Genomic DNA, 14,320 nt, shown 5'->3' with positions numbered 1-14,320 from the left:
CGGGGCGATGGAACATCAGCCGAAGCCCCGAGCGCGACCTTGGGGATGACTGCGTATCTGAGACGGCATCATTGCCTATCGGCATGCTGGATGACCACAGCCATGCTCCAGATCGCACGGCTCAGATCCGTGTCGCCTTGAGCCGTTCCTCGTCGAGGGTGATCCCAAGCCCGGCTGCTTCGCCAAGCTCCAGCCACCCATCCCGGTGCTGCACTGGCGCGATCATCGGATAGTCGCGCCGCGCCTCGCTCCATTCGGGATTGTCATACGGATATTCCAGAAACGGTGCATCGCCGCAGCCGGCGGTCAGCTGCGCATTGGCGAGCACGCCGATACCGTTGGTCCAGCTGTGCGGGGTGAAGGTCACGCCCGCCTCGCGTGCCTGATAGGCCAGCCTCCGGCAACCCGTGATGCCGCCGACGAGTGCCACGTCCGGCTGGATCACGTCCAAGACGCGCTCCTCGATGAGGTCACGGAACTCGTAAAGCTCTCGCGTCATCTCGCCGCCGGCAATCCGAACCGAGGTTGATTCCTTCAGCGCCTTCATGCCCTTCCGGTCGGAGCGGAACAGCGGCTCCTCCATCCAGTAGATCGAAAGCCGCTCCAGTTCCCGCGCAACGCTCAGCGCGTCCTTGAAGGTCCATGGCAGCGTCGTGTCCCAGGGCATCCGCCAGCCCTGGTTGCAGTCGACCATCAGCTCCAGCCGATCGCCGACGCGAGCACGGATCGCCTCCAGCGCTTTCACGTCGTCGCGCCAGCCGACGCGGCCGCCTGATGACGAGGAGAACCGCACCTTCATCGCCGGGAAACCTTCCTCGATATAGCGCTCCGCCTGATCGGCCATTGCGGATGGCTCGCGCAGCACGCCCGACGAGGCATAGAGCCGAACCCGGTCGGCCCGGCCGCCAAGCATCCGCCAGACCGGCTCGCCGGTGATCTTCCCCGAGAGATCCCAGAGCGCGAGATCCAGCGGCCAGCAGCGGCCGTAGTGAAAATTGATGTGCGACAGCACCTCGTAGTGCCGCTCGAGATGGCGCGGGTCCTGGCCGACGAACAGGTCCTCATGCCCCTCGAAGCCCTTCATCAGGTCGCCCGATCCGATGCCCTCGCGCCCCTCGTCGTCGCGCACCCGCACGATCGTTGCATCGAAGTGCCGCCGCGGTCGCCCGTCCCAGCTCGCCTTGAACGGCGGGTCCAGCGGCAGGCGGTGGTGGGAGATCTCGATCGATGCGATGCGGCTCATGCTTTCTCTTTCCTCTTGCTTGCTGGCTCCCCGTGACCCTCATCCCCCGCCGGCACCCTCTCCCCGCCTGTGGAGAGAGCCGAGACGAAGGCCGTAGGCTACGCGAACTGCTGCCAGATCGTCTTGTAGTCGCAGTATTTGTCGATCGCATGCACCGAACGGTCGCGTCCGAAGCCCGACTGCTTGAAGCCTCCGAAGGGCGTGGCGAAGTTCGACATGTCGTATGTGTTGATCCACACCGTACCGGCATGCAGGCTTTCCGAAAAGCGGTGCGCCCGGTCCATGTCCTTGGTGAAGACGGCGCCGGCGAGGCCGAAGATCGTATCGTTGGCGATAGCAAGCGCCTCTTCCTCCGTGTCGAAGGCGATGGCCGCCAGAACCGGTCCGAAGATTTCCTGCCGGGCCAGGCTCATGTCGTTGCTGACGTCGACAAAGACGCCCGGCGAGACGTAGTAGCCGCCGGTCTCCGAAAGAACGCGTTCGGCACCAAAGGCGCGGCGAGCCCCCTCCCTCTCCCCGGCGGCGACCATGCCGAGCACCTTCTCCATATGCGCTTCCTCGATCAGTGCCCCGATCTGCGCGGACGGATCGAGAGGATGTTTCAGGGCAATCTCCCGATCGGAAACCTCCCTGATCTTGCCGATCAGCCTGTCCTGCACCGAACGCTGAACGATCAGCCTCGTCGAGGCATGGCAAGTCTCGCCGGAATTGTAGAAGCAGCCCCAGGCCACGGCCGAGGCAGCGGCATCAAGATCGGCATCCTCGAAGACCACGAGCGGCGACTTGCCGCCGAGCTCCAGCGCCACCCGCTTCACGTTGGACTGCGCCGCATAGCCCATGATCAGCCTGCCGACCTCGGTGGAGCCCGTGAACGCGATCATGTCCACGTCCATGTGCAGCGCCAGCGGCTTGCCGGTCTCCTCGCCATAGCCGGTGACCACGTTCAGCACGCCGGCCGGCAGCCCCGCTTCCACGGCGAGTCCTGCGAGCCGCAGCGCCGATAACGACGACTGCTCCGCCGGCTTCAGCACCACCGAATTGCCAGCCGCGATCGCCGGCCCGAGTTTCCAGGCGTCGATGATCATCGGATAGTTCCACGGCGTGATCGCGCCGACGACGCCGAGCGGAACTTTACGGACGAGGGCGCGCGCCTTGGGTCCTGTGGGAGCGATCTCGTCGTACATCTTGTCGATCATTTCGGCATAGTACTGGATGCCGTCGGCGCAGAGCCGGACGTCGACATTGAGCGACGCCATCACCGGCTTGCCGACGTCGATCGTCTCCAGCATCGCCAGTTCCTCGCCGTGCGTGCGGATCAGCTCCGCCCATCTCAGCATGATCTTCTTCTTCTCGCCCGGGTCCTTGTGGCGCCAGACACCGCTTGCGAAAGCGGCTCGCGCCGCAGCGACGGCGGCATCGATATCGGCGGCGTTCCCGCGCGAGAGCACTCCGCCCGGCCGGCCGTCCATCGGTCGGATGCGGGTGAAGGTCTCGCCGGAAAGCGACATCCGGTAGTCGCCGTCGATGAAGTGGCGTCCTTCCAGCCTCAGCCCGGCCAGCAGCTTTTCCCAGTAGTCTCGGCTATAGCGCGTGGTCATCTGTCTCCCCCAGGCGTCAGAGCGTCTTCGGCAGCGTCATGATGCGCGCGGCGAAGACGCCAATGTCGCCATCGGTGATCTCGCGGATCGTCGAACGCCGCATCGGCTGGTTTTCCGGCGCGCGCATCTCGGCGGCAAGAGCGGCGTCATCGAAGCCGGTGAAGGCCGCCGGCAGCGCACGTTCGATCCCGGTGCGATCCATCAGGCCTGACACGAAGGACGGCAGCTCCGATGCCGATTGCAGCCCAAGCGCCCGTGCCGCGGCATTCAGATCTGCCGTATCCGCCTCGACCAGCCAGCCGATCGTCGATTCGAAGCCGAGTGCCGTCGCAAGCCCGTGATGCACAGGCGCCAGCCCCGCCAGCGCATGGCTGATATTGTGCGCGATCGCCGTGCCGCAATTGTCGATGGCGATGCCGGCATGGCAGGAGCCGAGCAGCACCTTGCCGCGCGCCTCAAGGTCCTGCGGCTCGCGGACGGCCGTTTCCAGCGCGCCGCCGATCAGCCGCAGCGCCTCGTGCGCATAGAGTTTCGCCCCGTAATGGGCGTTTCGGTTCGTCGCCGCCTCGAAGGCGTGGATCATGGCGTCGAACCCGCACCACGCGGTGAGATTTGCGGGCAGCGTCGCCGTCAGTGCCGGATCGAGCAGGACGAGATCCGCCTTCGTTTCCGGCCCCCAGATCCAGAGCTTCCTGCCCTCGGGCCCGGTGAAGATGGTCGTTGCCGACGTTTCCGAACCCGTACCGGCCGTCGTCGGCACCATGATCTTCTTCAAGGGGTTGGCGGGCAGCGGATGGGCGGCGAGCGCATAGTGCATCGGATCTTCGCCGGAGACGGCGCAGCAGGCAGCGATCTTGGCGATATCCAGCGCCGATCCACCGCCGATCCCGATGACGAGGTCGCAGCCAGTCGCCATCTCCGTGGCTTCTCGCACATGCCTCAGCTTCGGCTCGCCGGAAAAGGAGGAAAAGAACCGGCTTGCAATCCCCTCGTCGGCAAGCTGGGCCGCGATCCTGTCCGCAAGTCCGGACTGCGCCAGGAACCCGTCGATGACGAGGGCAGCCCGCCTCGCGCCGAACCCGGCGGCAGCCTTCCCGACCGTCCGGTGAAGATCATTGCCGAACCGGATCTCCGGGACGAAGGAGGTGGTGAACTGCAAGGTCGTCTCCCGTGCGCAAACGCGAACGCTTTACCCTGCATCACGATCTGATATTTTCAAATCCATCGAATTCTCGGGAATTTCGATGATCTGAAATCATGATGGGCCCATGCTCGACAAGATCCCCCTCGAGACCTTCCGCGTCTTCGACGCCGCCTGCCGGCACATGAATTTTTCGCGTGCCGGGCGCGAGCTGAACATTACCCAAGCCGCCGTCAGCCGCCGCATAAAGGGACTGGAGGGGCATCTCGGCGCCGACCTGTTCACCCGCCGCGGCAAGAACCTGGCGCTGACGCCCGGTGGCGAGCGGCTGTTCCAGCGTATCCGGGCGACGCTGGATTATCTGGAGGAAAGCCTGGAGCCCTTCCGCGCCGGCTTTGGCCAGACGATCTCGATCGCCGCCAGCGGTTCGGTCTCCCACCTATGGCTGGGCAGGCGTCTGCGCGAGTTCGGCAAGGCCGATGCCGGCCTGTCGATTCGCCTTCTCACTTCCGACAGCCCTTCCGACCTTGCCTCCGAGAGCAACGACCTCGTCATCCTCTATTGTCGTGGCGAACATCCACGCTGGTCGCTCACCGCTCTTCTGACCGAAGAGCTCGCGCCGGTCGCCTCGCCTGACTACCTGCGCAGCCGCGGCATCGAAGACGCGGCATCGCTGGCACCGGCGGACCTCGCTGCCCTCGACCTCATCGACTACGACCGCTTCAATGCGAACTGGATCTCCTTCCGCCAATGGTTCGAAAGGCTGGGCGCACACAACGAGGCGAGAAGCGCGCGGGCGAACCTGACCTTCTCCACCTATGTGATGGCCGTCGACGCCGCGACGCGCGGCGACGGCGTAGCGCTAGGCAGCCTCGGCCTTCTCGGCGAGCCGCTTGCGGACGGACGGCTTGTCGTGCTTGGCGCAAGCGGCCTGAAAACCGGATACGGCTACTATCTGGGCCTGCCACGCTTCCGGCCATCGCCACCGGAAGTGCTGAAGCTGCACGCAGCACTCTCCGCCCTTGCGGCAAAACCTGGCTGAGCGGGCAGCACCCCTCCCGGTAGCACCAAGTCACGTTTCCGTGCTGCAGGTGTCAATGCGGCACCTTGCGCCGGCCGCTTGCCGAGAGCCTCTTTGTGCCCTATCACCAAGCCACCGGAAGCCCCGGCGCCATCGGCCGACCGTCCCGAACCGGTCCGGTGGATCCTGCAGCGATCGGGCAACGTCATTGCGGCATGGCGGACAAGAAAAAGGGCAGATCCGGCAAGATCCTGTTTGCACTGCTGACGCTTGGGATCCTTTCCGCGATCGCGGCAACCTTCCTGCTGGCCAACGATCACCGCAACCTGAACCGCGCGCTCGTGCATTTCGGCTTTGAGCCGATCGCCAGGCAATCCGAAAACACGCAGCCCCGCCCACTCGAAAGCCGCGGCGGACGGATACCCCGCCCCCAGGTCGAAATACCCGAGCGCCTCGTCTCGCGCATCGTTCCCATGGAGACGAAGTTCTCACGCACGGTCCGGCGCGATCCCAAGGAACTCTGCACCGCGCTGCAGCGCACCGGCTTTGCCAATTCCGGCTGGCAAGAGGGCCTCACCGGCAGCGGCTGGTATTGCACCTCCTTCCGCGAGTTCACCGCCGATGACGATGGGGACGGCCCGAAGACCTCCGCCTACCTGTCCATCCGCGGCAGCAACCAGGAGCGACTGACCTCGTTCAGGATCAAGCTCAACCTGGAGAACGAGGCGACGCGGACAGCCCTGACCGACGCGGCGATCGCAGCCGTAGGCGTCTTCTTCGAGGAAGTTCGCTGGAACGACGCCCCGGAAATCCTCGACAATCTCCGCGCGCTCAAGGAATTCGACGTCGTGGTGCTCGGCAGCCGCATTCAGCTGAAGCGGGAGTTCGGCGATACGCCGCGCTTCAACTTCATTATCACGCCGGATCGGTCGCGTCCCAAGAACACCTATCTGCCGCCCTATTTCGATCGCGAGAAATGGCTTCCTATGCCGGATCCGCCGATGGCGGCAAGGTAAGGCCTAGGCCGTGAACGTTTGCCGCAATGCGGCAATGCGATAAGCTGGCACGATGCAGTCCGCCTCCTACAGCATCGTCGAGATTCCAACGTTAACCGGCAAGAAGCGCGCGCGCGCGCGTCTCACGCTGGAAGGGCGGCTACCGACCATCTATGCGATCGGAGACGTGCACGGCTGCTTCCGCGAACTGATGGAAGCAGAGGAGCGAATTCGCGAAGATGCAAGGCGAACGGACGGCGACGTGTTGCTCGTCTATCTCGGCGACTACGTCGATCGCGGTCCTGACTCGGCATCCGTCCTCCGCCACCTCGCCGGCAGCCACGACGACGGGCTGGCAAGGATCGCGATCTGCGGCAATCACGACGATACTTTCTTGCGATTTCTGCGCGATCCGTCGGGCTGGCTTTACTGGCTCGGCCCGAATTTCGGCGGACTGGCGACGCTGGCATCCTTTGGCATCGATGTTGAGGACGTCCTTTGGCGTAACGACGCAAGCCTGACGCGGTCGATACCGGGCGATCAGCTCGCCTTTCTCGCGCGCCTGCCCATTTTCCTGCAGGCGGGACAGTATCTCTTCGTCCATGCCGGGGTAAAACCCGGCATACCGCTAGATCAGCAGAACGAAGAGGACATGCTGTGGATCCGCGAGCCGTTTCTGACAAACGGGCCGGAGCTCCCTCTGGTGGTCGTGCACGGCCATACGCCGTGCGGCGAACCGGAGTTCGCCGCCGGCCGCATCGGTATCGACACCGGCTGTTTCGCCACCGGCCGACTCACCGTCCTGAAGGTCGATGCCGCGGGCGCCCGCCTGCTTTAAGCGAGCGATGGGCGATATTCGGCTAGTCCCGGCCGAATTCATCCTCGATACGAATGATGTCGTCCTCGCCGAGATAGGAACCGGTCTGGACTTCGATCAGCTCCAGCAGGATCTTTCCCGGATTGGCAAGGCGGTGCAGCTCGCCCTGCGGAATATAGACCGATTCGTTTTCGCGCAGCGGGATGACCTTCTCGCCGACCGTCACTTCGGCAGTACCACGCACGACGATCCAGTGCTCGGAGCGGTGATGATGCTTCTGAAGCGAAAGCCTTCGCCCCGGCTTGACAAACAGCCGCTTCACCTGGAAACGGTCGCCGTTGAGAACGGACGTGTAGCCGCCCCAGGGGCGGTAAGACGTCCGATGCGTTTCCGTCAGCGGTGCTGTCTCCCTCATCGAGGCAAGGTGCTTGACCAGCTTGCCGACATTCTGGCTGTCTTCCATGCGTCCGATATAGACGGCATCCTCGCTCGCGATCACCGCGATGTCGGACATGCCCTGCACGGCGACATGGATGTCCTTCGACAGCACGAGCGAATTGTGCGTATCGAGCAGCGTGGTACGGCCGTCAGCAACGTTGCCCGAACCGTCCTGCTCACCGAGCTTCCACACCGAGTCCCAGCTGCCGAGATCCGACCATTCGATCGGCGAGGGAACCACGGCGGCGATGGGTGTCTTTTCGAAGATGGCGTAGTCGATGGAGATGTCAGGTGCCTTGGAGAAAGCCTCCTCCTCGAGCCGGACAAAATCGAGGTCGGCCTTTGCGCCGGCAATAGCCTGCGTCGCCGCCTCTAGAACTTCGGGCGCGAGCTGGCGCAGTTCCTGGAGGAAGATTCCGACCGGAAGCATGAACATGCCGGAGTTCCACAGGTAGCCGCCAGCGGCAACGAGCTGCTCCGCCCTCTCGCGGTCCGGCTTCTCGATAAAGCGCTTGACCGCACAGGCACCGCCGCCGAGTTCTTCACCGGCCTCGATGTAGCCGTAGCCCGTTGCCGGTTCGGTCGGCGTGATCCCGAAGGTCACAAGCCTGCCGGCCTGCGCCGCCTCCGCCGCGCGCGCCACGCAATCGCGATAGACGTCGTCCTCGACGATCTCGTGATCGGAAGCCAGCACCTGCATGATGGCCCGCTCGCCGAACTCGCCGGCGACGATCAGTGCGGCGGCTGCCAGCGCCGGCGCCGTATTGCGCGCAACGGGCTCAAGCAGGATCTTGGACAGCGGCTGGTCGATCTGACGCGCCTGCTCGGCGACAAGAAAGCGAAACTCGGCATTTGTCAGCACGATCGGCGCTTCATAGCGCTCGGTGTCGGCGACACGCGCCAGCGTTCGTTGAAACAGCGTGTTCTTTCCGAGCAGCGACATGAACTGCTTGGGCGCACTCGAACGCGAAAGCGGCCATAGCCGGGTACCTTTGCCGCCCGCCATAATGACCGGGATGATTTTTTCAGACATCGATCCTCATTCCAGCAAATAATGCGATAGGCCCGACAGCTTCCCCGCCGGACCGGCATAGAAGCAGCAATCTGCTTCATTTCAAAGCAAATAGTCCCAAAGACGATAGCTACCTTGCCTCTTAGTTAAGGCATTTGCGGCCATGAAGTTCCTGTGAGACAACAAAAAACCCCGCCGAAGCGGGGTTCCATGACGTGGGACATCAATTCGCTGTTCAAGCGGGAAGTATCGTTCCCTGAACCGTGCCGAGTTGCGCAATGTAGCGCTCGATACCGGCGCGGTGCTCGTCGTTCGGAGCCGCTTCAAGTTCGCCGCGCGCAATTTCGATCCGCTTGATGATATCGTCGCGGCTGATCTCGTCGACATGCACCGCCGATTCCGCCAGAAGCGTGCAGCCGCTCGGCAGGATATCGGCGAAGCCGCCGAACACCACGTACCGGTCCGTCTTTCCGTCGGCGAACGTGACGGTCACGATACCGGGATTGATCGTCGTCATGGTGGGCGCATGGTTGGCCATGACGGTCATCTCGCCTTCCGAGGCGGGAATGACGACCGAGGTCACACTGCCCGAAAGCAGCAGGCGCTCTGGAGAAACGAGTTCAAACTGGAAACTGTCGGCCATGACCATTCACTTCTTCTGATTTCATCAGGTCAGGAACGGGCGCCCGGCAGGCAGGCGCCCGGTGTTCTCTGATCAAGCGGCTTCGGCAGCCAGCTTCTTGGCCTTCTCGACGGCTTCCTCGATCGAGCCGACCATGTAGAAGGCGGCTTCCGGCAGGTGGTCGTAGTCGCCGTTGACGAGACCCTTGAAGCCCTTGATCGTGTCTTCGAGCGCAACCAGCTTGCCCGGCGAACCGGTGAAGACTTCGGCGACGAAGAACGGCTGCGACAGGAAGCGTTCGATCTTGCGGGCGCGGGCAACGGCCAGCTTGTCTTCTTCCGACAGCTCGTCCATGCCCAGGATCGCGATGATGTCCTGGAGGGCCTTGTAGCGCTGCAGGGTCGTCTGGACCTTACGGGCAACTTCGTAGTGATCTTCGCCGACGACCATCGGGTCGAGCATGCGCGAGGTCGAGTCGAGCGGATCGACGGCCGGATAGATACCCTTTTCGGCGATGGAACGCGACAGAACGGTCGTCGCGTCAAGGTGCGCAAACGAGGTGGCCGGCGCCGGGTCCGTCAAGTCGTCGGCCGGAACGTAGATGGCCTGAACCGAGGTGATCGAGCCCTTGGTCGTGGTGGTGATGCGCTCCTGCATCTGGCCCATGTCGGTCGCCAGCGTCGGCTGATAGCCCACCGCCGAAGGAATACGGCCGAGAAGAGCCGAAACTTCCGAGCCAGCCTGGGTGAAGCGGAAGATGTTGTCGACGAAGAACAGAACGTCCTGGCCCTTGTCGCGGAAGTCTTCTGCGATCGTCAGGCCGGTCAGGGCGACGCGAGCGCGCGCACCCGGCGGTTCGTTCATCTGGCCGTAGACGAGCGCGGCCTTGGAGCCTTCGCCGCCGCCGAGCTTGTTCACGCCGGACTCGATCATTTCGTGATAGAGGTCGTTGCCTTCGCGGGTACGTTCACCCACGCCTGCGAACACCGAGTAACCACCGTGCGCCTTGGCGACGTTGTTGATCAGTTCCATGATGAGAACGGTCTTGCCGACGCCAGCGCCGCCGAACAGGCCGATCTTGCCGCCCTTTGCGTAGGGAGCGAGCAGGTCGACGACCTTGATGCCGGTGACGAGGATCTGCGCTTCCGTGGACTGCTCAACGTAAGCCGGAGCGTCCTGGTGGATGGCGCGCTTGGCAGACGTGACAAGCGGGCCGGCTTCGTCGACCGGCTCGCCGATGACGTTCATGATGCGGCCGAGCGTTTCGTCACCGACCGGAACGGAGATCGGAGCACCGGTATCGGCGACCGGCTGACCACGGACGAGACCTTCGGTCGAGTCCATGGCGATCGTGCGAACGGTGTTTTCGCCGAGGTGCTGGGCGACTTCGAGAACAAGGCGGTTGCCGTTGTTGTCGGTTTCCAGCGCGTTGAGGATCTGCGGCAGGTCGCCATCGAAGGCGACGTCGACGACAGCGCCGATGACCTGCGTGACGCGACCCTGTGCACCCTTCGCGATGACTGCGGTTGAAGCGGCCTTGGCGGCTGCCGTCTTGCGCGGAGCAGCGGGCTTCTTCTCCGCTACGGTTTCTTTCGGGGTAGCTGCCTTAGCCATGATTCTTACCCTCTTTGTCCTGGTCCTTAGAGCGCTTCAGCGCCCGAGATGATTTCGATGAGTTCCTTGGTGATCTGAGCCTGGCGCTGGCGGTTGTAGTTCAGCGTCAGCTTGTTGATCATCTCACCGGCATTGCGGGTCGCATTGTCCATGGCGCTCATCTTGGCACCCATCTCACCTGCGACGTTCTCGAGCAGGGCCCGGAAGATCTGGACGGAGATGTTGCGCGGGATGAGATCGCCAAGGATCGCAGCCGCATCGGGCTCATAGTCGTAGATCGCATCGGACTGCTCGACCGGCTCTCCGGCAGACGCCGGGATGAGCTGCTGGGCAGTCGGGATCTGCGCGATGACCGACTTGAACTCGGAATAGAACAGCGTGCAGACGTCGAACTCGCCCTTGTCGAACAGCGCGATCACTTTGCGGCCGATCTCGTCAGCATTGGCAAAGCCGACCTTCTTGACTTCCCGCAGATCGACGCGATCGATGATCAGCGAAGCGTACTCGCGACGAAGGATATCGAAGCCCTTCTTGCCGACGCAGATGATCTTCACCGTCTTGCCGTTGGCCAAGAGCTTGCGCGTGTGGTCGCGGGCAAGGCGGGCGATCTGCGAGTTGAAACCGCCGCAGAGACCGCGCTCGGCCGTGCAGACGACGAGCAGGTGCACGTCGTCCTTGCCGGTGCCCGCCATCAGCCGCGGCGCGCTGTCGTCCTGGCCTACCGCCTGGGCGATATTGGCCAGCACCGCGCCCATGCGCTGCGAATAGGGCCTGGCGGCCTCGGCCGCCTCCTGCGCACGCCGAAGCTTCGCCGCGGCGACCATTTTCATCGCCTTGGTTATCTTCTGCGTCGCCTTGACGGAGGCGATCCGGTTCTTCAGATCCTTAAGTGAAGGCATCCGTTATCCGTCCTAGACTGGAACCCGTTCAGGCGAAGGATTTAGCGAAGGCGTCAAGAGCAGCCTTCAGCTTACCCTTGGTGTCGTCGCTGATTGCCTTCTCCGTGCGGATGGCATCGAGAATGCCCTTGCCTTCCGTGCGCATGTACGAAAGCAGGCCCTGCTCGAACTTGCCGACCTTGTTGACCGGCAGCTTGTCGAGGTACCCGTTGACGCCGGCGAAGATCACCGCAACCTGCTCTTCCGTCTTCAGCGGCGAGAACTGCGGCTGCTTCAGGAGTTCGGTCAGGCGTGCACCGCGGTTCAGCAGGCGCTGCGTCGCGGCGTCGAGGTCCGAGCCGAACTGGGCGAAGGCTGCCATTTCGCGATACTGGGCAAGCTCGCCCTTGATCGAGCCGGCGACCTGCTTCATCGCCTTGATCTGAGCGGAAGAGCCCACGCGGGAAACCGACAGACCGACGTTAACGGCCGGACGGATACCCTGGTAGAACAGGTCCGTTTCAAGGAAGATCTGGCCATCGGTGATCGAGATCACGTTGGTCGGGATAAACGCCGAAACGTCGTTACCCTGGGTTTCGATGACCGGCAGAGCCGTCAGCGAGCCAGCGCCCATCTCGTCGTTGAGCTTTGCAGCGCGCTCAAGCAGGCGGGAGTGCAGGTAGAAGACGTCGCCCGGATAGGCTTCGCGGCCCGGCGGACGGCGCAGCAGCAGCGACATCTGGCGGTAGGCAACGGCCTGCTTGGAAAGGTCGTCGTAGCCGATCAGGGCGTGCTTGCCGTTGTCACGGAAGTATTCGCCCATTGCGCAACCCGCGAACGGTGCGAGGTACTGCATCGGCGCCGGGTCGGAGGCGGTTGCAGCAACGATGATCGAGTACTGGAGAGCGCCGCGCTCTTCGAGAACCTTCACGAACTGGGCGACGGTCGAACGCTTCTGGCCGATAGCGACGTAGACGCAGTACAGCTTCTCGCTGTCCGGGCCGCTGTCGTGGATCGCCTTCTGGTTCAGGATCGCATCCAGGATGATGGCGGTCTTGCCGGTCTGGCGGTCGCCGATGACGAGCTCTCGCTGGCCGCGGCCGACCGGGATCAGCGCGTCGATGGCCTTGAGGCCGGTCGACATCGGCTCGTGCACCGACTTGCGCGGGATGATGCCCGGAGCCTTGACGTCAACGCGGGCGCGCTGCTTGGCATTGATCGGGCCCTTGCCGTCGATCGGGTTGCCGAGCGCGTCAACAACGCGGCCGAGCAGTTCCGGACCGACCGGGACGTCGACGATGGCGCCGGTCCGCTTGACGATGTCGCCTTCCTTGATGTCACGGTCTGAACCGAAGATAACGACACCGACGTTGTCGCTTTCCAGGTTCAGCGCCATGCCGCGGATACCACCGGGGAACTCCACCATTTCGCCGGCCTGAACGTTGTCGAGGCCGTAAACACGGGCGATACCGTCACCGACGGAGAGCACCTGGCCGACTTCCGAGACTTCCGCCTCTTTGCCGAAATTTTTGATCTGATCTTTGAGAATTGCGGAAATTTCCGCGGCGCGGATATCCATCAGCCGACCTCTTTCAGTGCAAGCTTAAGGGTAGAGAGTTTGGTGCGAAGCGAAGTGTCGATCTGGCGGGACCCGACCTTGACGATCAGACCACCGAGAATGGACGGGTCGACAGTGACGGCGATCGCCACGTCTTTGCCGGTGACGCCCTTGAGCGCCGCCTTCAATTCGGTCTCCTGCGCTGCAGTCAACGCATGCGCGGAGGTGACTTCCGCAGTGATCTCGCCACGGTGACGGGCGGCGATCACGCGATAGGCCTTGACCATGCCCGGCACGGCGAATAGCCGGCGGTTCGAGGCCACAACCTTGAGGAAGTTTGCAACGAGAGGGGAGAAACCTGCCTTCTCGACGATGGCAGCAACCGCCTTCGCCTGGTCTTCGGCGGAGAATACCGGGCTCAGGATCAGGCGCTTCAGATCTTCGCTGCCGTCGATCATCACCTGGAAGCGACCAAGGTCGGCACCCACCGCGTCGACGCTGCCAGCTTCGAGCGCAAGCTCGAAAAGCGAAGACGCGTACCTTTCTGCAACACCGGAAATAAGCTGGGATGTGTCTGCCACGGGCACAAGCTTCTCTTATTTTCATCCAGAGCAATAGCTTGCGGGAATCCCGTAAACTCAACACCCTGAATTCGTTGCGATTATTTTCAGTCCTCGCCAGGCAGAACGCCCGCTCTTTCTGAAATTCGCGGTTCGTCTAGCATAGGAACTTCGGACTCGCAACACGGGCAGACACAGGAATCCGTGATAAGTGGAGCAGCCTTCTCCCGAATTTTGTCAAAATTGGAACCGGCCTTTCGGATTCGGCTTCCGAACGAAGAAAGGCAACGTCAAACGAAACCGAACACATGCGCGAGCGGCAGCATCGCCAGAAGCATCTGCACGACCAGCAGCACGAGCCCCTTCCAGCCGAACGAGGCGTCCGACATCATGGACAGGATGCGTCCGAACGCGGCGAGCGAGAAGGCCGAGCCGACGGCCAGATAGGTCCAGTCCTGTGCGACCATGATCGCACAGAGCGCCAGTCCCGCGTGAAAACCGCCGAGCGAACGGGCCGCAGCGCAGCCTTCCGTGCTGGCGTCGCGCAGTTGCAGACCGTTGAATTTCAGCGCAAGGCGGGGCGCAAAGAGCCCGACGAGACCAAGCAGGAGCGCAGCGACTGCGCCGCTGAAGGCGAGAAATTCCCCTGTCTCGGTCGGAATGTAGAATTCCATCAACGCGCTCCGCCGCAAGCCCTGAATTGCCCCGCCTTATGGCACAATCACAGGCGGCAAGGAATCCGCCCCGGTTCATTTTGCACTGCGATTGCACGATCGCTTCCGGAAAGCGAACTGGTGCAATGCAGCGCTGCCGGTCTCTCGCC

At 63.1% G+C, this 14,320-nt stretch carries 13 protein-coding genes; 3 read left to right on the top strand and 10 right to left on the bottom strand.

The features are described 5' to 3' along the window. Window positions 1-121 precede the first annotated feature (121 nt). The 3 genes from CRO48_RS17940 to CRO48_RS17930 all read right to left on the bottom strand — a co-directional run bounded on the left by CRO48_RS17940 (window position 122) and on the right by CRO48_RS17930 (window position 4,000). Complete coding sequence (locus CRO48_RS17940; RefSeq protein WP_097141241.1) at window positions 122-1,243, bottom strand: mandelate racemase/muconate lactonizing enzyme family protein; 1,122 nt, start codon at window positions 1,241-1,243, stop codon at window positions 122-124. A 98-nt stretch (window positions 1,244-1,341) separates the two neighbouring features. Then, window positions 1,342-2,841 (bottom strand): aldehyde dehydrogenase family protein, encoded by a 1,500-nt coding sequence (locus CRO48_RS17935; protein ID WP_097141240.1) that lies wholly within the window; start codon window positions 2,839-2,841, stop codon window positions 1,342-1,344. 16 nt (window positions 2,842-2,857) lie between these two features. Next, entirely contained in the window at window positions 2,858-4,000 is a 1,143-nt protein-coding gene (locus CRO48_RS17930) for an iron-containing alcohol dehydrogenase (protein ID WP_097141239.1), read from the bottom strand. Window positions 4,001-4,109: 109 nt separating this feature from the next. Here CRO48_RS17930 and CRO48_RS17925 point away from each other — a divergent pair, with 109 nt between their 5' ends. The 3 genes from CRO48_RS17925 (at window position 4,110) to CRO48_RS17915 (ending at window position 6,836) form a co-directional block, all read left to right on the top strand. After that, window positions 4,110-5,024: a LysR substrate-binding domain-containing protein gene (locus CRO48_RS17925; protein WP_097141238.1), complete on the top strand. Its 915-nt coding sequence runs from the start codon at window positions 4,110-4,112 to the stop codon at window positions 5,022-5,024. Window positions 5,025-5,218: 194 nt separating this feature from the next. Beyond that, window positions 5,219-6,019, top strand: a complete 801-nt coding sequence (locus CRO48_RS17920) for a DUF6030 family protein (protein ID WP_097141237.1) — start codon at window positions 5,219-5,221, stop codon at window positions 6,017-6,019. Window positions 6,020-6,071: 52 nt separating this feature from the next. Continuing rightward, on the top strand, window positions 6,072-6,836 hold the full coding sequence (locus CRO48_RS17915; RefSeq protein WP_097141236.1) for a metallophosphoesterase family protein: 765 nt from the start codon (window positions 6,072-6,074) through the stop codon (window positions 6,834-6,836). A gap of 22 nt (window positions 6,837-6,858) precedes the next feature. Here the strand turns inward: CRO48_RS17915 and CRO48_RS17910 are convergent, their stop codons facing one another. From CRO48_RS17910 to CRO48_RS17880, 7 genes are all read right to left on the bottom strand, one after another. Then, entirely contained in the window at window positions 6,859-8,286 is a 1,428-nt protein-coding gene (locus tag CRO48_RS17910) for a mannose-1-phosphate guanylyltransferase/mannose-6-phosphate isomerase (protein ID WP_097141235.1), read from the bottom strand. A gap of 214 nt (window positions 8,287-8,500) precedes the next feature. Beyond that, window positions 8,501-8,908 (bottom strand): F0F1 ATP synthase subunit epsilon, encoded by a 408-nt coding sequence (locus tag CRO48_RS17905; protein ID WP_097141346.1) that lies wholly within the window; start codon window positions 8,906-8,908, stop codon window positions 8,501-8,503. Between the two features lie 72 nt (window positions 8,909-8,980). Next, on the bottom strand, window positions 8,981-10,501 hold the full coding sequence (gene atpD, locus CRO48_RS17900; RefSeq protein WP_097141234.1) for a F0F1 ATP synthase subunit beta: 1,521 nt from the start codon (window positions 10,499-10,501) through the stop codon (window positions 8,981-8,983). Window positions 10,502-10,527: 26 nt separating this feature from the next. Further along, window positions 10,528-11,400 (bottom strand): F0F1 ATP synthase subunit gamma, encoded by an 873-nt coding sequence (locus CRO48_RS17895; protein WP_097141233.1) that lies wholly within the window; start codon window positions 11,398-11,400, stop codon window positions 10,528-10,530. 28 nt (window positions 11,401-11,428) lie between these two features. After that, complete coding sequence (gene atpA, locus CRO48_RS17890) at window positions 11,429-12,958, bottom strand: F0F1 ATP synthase subunit alpha (protein ID WP_097141232.1); 1,530 nt, start codon at window positions 12,956-12,958, stop codon at window positions 11,429-11,431. After that, a complete protein-coding gene (locus CRO48_RS17885; protein ID WP_097141231.1) occupies window positions 12,958-13,524 on the bottom strand; it encodes a F0F1 ATP synthase subunit delta in 567 nt (188 codons plus the stop codon). Before CRO48_RS17885 ends, atpA begins: the two co-directional genes overlap by 1 nt. A 263-nt stretch (window positions 13,525-13,787) precedes the next feature. After that, window positions 13,788-14,171, bottom strand: a complete 384-nt coding sequence (locus CRO48_RS17880; protein WP_097141230.1) for an AGROH133_08824 family phage infection protein — start codon at window positions 14,169-14,171, stop codon at window positions 13,788-13,790. Window positions 14,172-14,320 lie beyond the last annotated feature (149 nt).

Origin of the sequence: Rhizobium subbaraonis (genome assembly GCF_900220975.1) — a bacterium.
Taxonomy (GTDB): domain Bacteria; phylum Pseudomonadota; class Alphaproteobacteria; order Rhizobiales; family Rhizobiaceae; genus Mycoplana; species Mycoplana subbaraonis.
This window is presented reverse-complemented; position numbering and strand designations above follow the sequence as displayed.

What these genes read in the sequence shown, in the direction of transcription:
- CRO48_RS17910 (WP_097141235.1), bottom strand. Translation starts at nt 8,286, where the DNA reads ATGTCTGAAAAAATCATCCCGGTCATTATGGCGGGCGGCAAAGGTACC.
- CRO48_RS17895 (WP_097141233.1), bottom strand. Translation starts at nt 11,400, where the DNA reads ATGCCTTCACTTAAGGATCTGAAGAACCGGATCGCCTCCGTCAAGGCG.
- CRO48_RS17935 (WP_097141240.1), bottom strand. Translation starts at nt 2,841, where the DNA reads ATGACCACGCGCTATAGCCGAGACTACTGGGAAAAGCTGCTGGCCGGG.
- CRO48_RS17905 (WP_097141346.1), bottom strand. Translation starts at nt 8,908, where the DNA reads ATGGCCGACAGTTTCCAGTTTGAACTCGTTTCTCCAGAGCGCCTGCTG.
- atpD (WP_097141234.1), bottom strand. Translation starts at nt 10,501, where the DNA reads ATGGCTAAGGCAGCTACCCCGAAAGAAACCGTAGCGGAGAAGAAGCCC.
- CRO48_RS17880 (WP_097141230.1), bottom strand. Translation starts at nt 14,171, where the DNA reads ATGGAATTCTACATTCCGACCGAGACAGGGGAATTTCTCGCCTTCAGC.
- CRO48_RS17915 (WP_097141236.1), top strand. Translation starts at nt 6,072, where the DNA reads ATGCAGTCCGCCTCCTACAGCATCGTCGAGATTCCAACGTTAACCGGC.
- CRO48_RS17925 (WP_097141238.1), top strand. Translation starts at nt 4,110, where the DNA reads ATGCTCGACAAGATCCCCCTCGAGACCTTCCGCGTCTTCGACGCCGCC.
- CRO48_RS17940 (WP_097141241.1), bottom strand. Translation starts at nt 1,243, where the DNA reads ATGAGCCGCATCGCATCGATCGAGATCTCCCACCACCGCCTGCCGCTG.
- atpA (WP_097141232.1), bottom strand. Translation starts at nt 12,958, where the DNA reads ATGGATATCCGCGCCGCGGAAATTTCCGCAATTCTCAAAGATCAGATC.
- CRO48_RS17920 (WP_097141237.1), top strand. Translation starts at nt 5,219, where the DNA reads ATGGCGGACAAGAAAAAGGGCAGATCCGGCAAGATCCTGTTTGCACTG.